The 3,209-nt window shown below is 51.5% G+C and carries 2 protein-coding genes and 1 pseudogene; 2 read left to right on the top strand and 1 reads right to left on the bottom strand.

The window, feature by feature from the left end:
• Positions 1-149 precede the first annotated feature (149 nt).
• Positions 150-602 (top strand): annotated as a pseudogene (locus tag BVH01_RS24925) (tetratricopeptide repeat protein); the annotation flags it as partial.
• 287 nt (positions 603-889) lie between these two features.
• Entirely contained in the window at positions 890-1,114 is a 225-nt protein-coding gene (locus BVH01_RS24930) for a hypothetical protein (RefSeq protein WP_256562726.1), read from the top strand.
• A gap of 928 nt (positions 1,115-2,042) precedes the next feature.
• Here the strand turns inward: BVH01_RS24930 and BVH01_RS24080 are convergent.
• On the bottom strand, positions 2,043-3,095 hold the full coding sequence (locus BVH01_RS24080; protein WP_083659436.1) for a putative phage abortive infection protein: 1,053 nt from the start codon (positions 3,093-3,095) through the stop codon (positions 2,043-2,045).
• Between the last annotated feature and the right edge of the window lie 114 nt (positions 3,096-3,209).

Below are 3,209 nucleotides of genomic sequence, written 5' to 3' on the forward strand. Positions count from 1 at the left end.
TGCTCGCGACTCACATCGCTCGGGTAACGGTGCTTTCTCATACCCATAGTGTGCAGGAAAAGATCCGAGACAGGTTCTTAGAGCCATTGCCTTGTTTGGTTTCTACACGCTCCTTTAAGATGGCCGGCCCTTGCAAGGCAGGAAACACCATGTGGTTCACGAAGAAAAAAACGCTCAGTGACGAGCAGGCGACGGCGCTCAATGAGCAGGCATGGGCGGCGTTTCGCGGGCAGGATCTGGACACCGCGCTGGAGCATTTCCAGACCCTTGCCAAGGCGTGTCCTGCCGACCCGCGCTGGATGAACGGCGTTGGCGCGGTGAGCCTGGCACGTGAAGATCGCGCCGGCGCCCGTCGACACTTTCAGATGGCTGCCGAGCACGATTATCCCGGCAGCCACTACAACCTCGGCATCATGGCCTATCAGGAAGATGACCTTGACGCCGCCCGCCGGCACTTCCAGAAAGCTGCCGAGCACGATTATCCGGGCAGCCATTACAACCTTGGCACCATGGCCTTCCAGGACGGCGATCATGATGCTGCCCGCCATTATTTCCAGCAGGCCGCCAAGTACGATTGCCCCCGCAGCCACTTCTACCTTGGCAGCATGGCCTACCAGGACGGCGATCACGATACCGCCGTCGAGCACCTCGACAACGCCGTGCGCCACGATCATCCGGAGGCGCTGAACCTGCTCGGCGACGCCATTCGCACGCCGAGCGCTATCCGCAGGCCGAGCAGGCCTATCGGCGCGCCGCCGAACTGGGGCATATCGACGGCTACAACAATCTCGGCCTGTTGTATCTGCAGCTCGAGGACTACCAGCAAGCCAAGCAGGCGCTGTTGCAGGCCCTGCAATCCGACCACGTTTACGCCCAGCACAATCTGGCGGTGGCCTATCACCGCCTGGGCGAGCTGGAGGCGGCCGAGCGCTGGTATCTGATTTCCTTCTCGCAGCACGGCAACCTGCAGTCGCTGGAAAACCTTGGGCATGTGTATGGTGACAGTGGGCGCGAAGTCGAGGGGCGGGCGTTGGTCGCGGCCTCAGACAAGCTCTATGAGGATCAGCCTCTCAATGAGTATGAGCAGGCGTTGATTGATCGTTTGTTGGCCTGAAGCACTGTGACCTCGCGGAAATCTTCAGCGGCTTTTTATAAAGGTGCTGCGGATTGAAGCGGCAGACGTGTAGGGTGGATGACGCTCTTTTCATCCTCCATTGGGGTGGTAGCCAGTCACGTCCTTTCGGCGTGAACTCGCCGCTTCTACGTTGTTACCGATAAGGGTTCCGCCCTTACGGCGGCTCACTTTTGGCAAACGCCCGGATGGCCGGCCCCGCCAAAAGTAAGCAAAAGGTCTTGCCCCTGGCATCCGGCCCGACTTCGTCGGGTTGATTCGCTTCGCTCAGCCTTCGGGCCAGCCTTCGGCTGTTACTCCGCTTCGCTACGTTTCCTCGTTCCATCCTCGTTCCAGGGGCACGGCCTAGGCGGCCCCCGCACGAGTGGCCATCCCTAGCCCATCGCGGCTCTCGCGGCATCCATGCCGCTCAAGGCTGCCCGCCCGGCCCCTTACACAACGATTCCACTCGGCCTGCTGACTGGGCGTTTGGTGTCGCCTGCGAGATTGCCAAAGGAGCCCAAGTATTGCGGCAAAGCCACAATGCTTGGCCCTCCTTTTTTCTTTTTGTTTTCTGCGCGGACCGTTCAGGCGACTCGGTTTCCGAATCCCGTCAGAAGGCCGAGTGGAGGTGCTGTGAAGAGGGGCGTTTGGCATGGATGCCAAACGAGGAAAGATGGGCCATGGATGGCCCACCGTGACGACCCTCGGAACAGTGCCGGAGCGAGGGGAGTTGAGCGTAGCGAAACCCGGATGCCGGGGGCGCTTTCTCTTTGGTCACTTTCTCTTTTGCGCGAGCAAAGAGAAAGTGACTCGCCGTAAGGGCGAAAACGGTAGGAGAGGGTGGCAAAGATTTTCTATTCTTGCGCATGAAACGCCTGGGTAACGGTGGACAAGCTCGGCGCCTTCCAAAGTACGCGCTGTTTTATATTTATATTTTTGTGGCTCTATTAATGTCTTTGTTGAAGTTGTATCTTATTATTTGGGCGTTAGATATTTTTTCTGAGTCCATAAATGCTATTTCGTTAAAAAACTCAAGTGCTAGAGGTCGCTCTTTTAATGAGTCGTGCTTATCTATGTGCTTTAATATTGAGTATTTTTCTATATACTTCTTTAAACCTGTGCCTTGCTGGGTGAAGCAGTTAATTGCAATGACAGTCAGTTCTTCTCCAGTTAGCAAAGCCCTGAACATGCTGCTGTATCTTCTTTTAAATGAGTACTCGTCTCTAAGTTTGTTAGAGGTATTTATTGCGTTATATTGGTGTTCATCTATCATCTTTAATATTTGATAGATGTTTCTGAAATAGTGTGACAGTGCATCTTTTGTCTGCTCTGACAAAGAGGTCTCAGCTGCTTCAGAGATTTTATCGAATTCATTATATCGCCAAATAAAAAATCTTGTTGAGTCTCCAGATTCTATTTCTTGTGTTCTTTTTTGGTCTAGCTGTTCAAGGTGATAGTTGAAGTTCCAGGCTAGTGATTGGAAAGTGTTTTCTGATTTTTTTGTATTAAGAATTCTATCTGTTATTTTGCTGTGTACATCAAATAATCGAAATAGAGCGGATTCAAAGTTCTGCCGTTCAAAAACATCTGTTTGCTTGTTTTGTATGGTGTTGGCGAGCTTCGCTTCTTCGCGAGCTTCTTTCAGTTCGTTTCTTTGCGTTTTTATTGTGTGGAGCACTGCCATTAATGCTAGGAAGCTGAGTAGCGGGTTTAATATGCCGCCTATAAAATCGCCGATTTGTCCCCAGTACTCAAGATTTTCTTTGTGCGGTATGGGAAGTGGTTCGTCTGATAGGAAAAAGTTATAGTAGAAGGTTGCGCATACGGCTGTTATCAGTACTGCACTGACTAAGCTTGTGGTTAGTGTGAAATTTATTTTTGATAAAGATTCTTTTATTGTTAATATTTTGTACTTAAAGAATCGCGATAGTCTTTCTTTGAGTAGTTTTTTTCTGAATTGGTAAGCTAGTCGATTGCTCATCGTTATTCGCAGTTTTAATAAAAAACCCCGCACTAGGCGGTAATGCTGTTCACTTAAGCATTTGAGTCCAAGCCGGGGTTTCTAGAAAATCCGATACCAGCCTCCTGGTATCGG

Origin of the sequence: Pseudomonas sp. PA1(2017) (assembly GCF_001945375.1) — a bacterium.
Classification (GTDB): domain Bacteria; phylum Pseudomonadota; class Gammaproteobacteria; order Pseudomonadales; family Pseudomonadaceae; genus Aquipseudomonas.

Excerpts from the sequence above, each read along its gene's own strand:
- BVH01_RS24080 (WP_083659436.1), bottom strand. The coding sequence starts at position 3,095 with ATGAGCAATCGACTAGCTTACCAATTCAGAAAAAAACTACTCAAAGAA.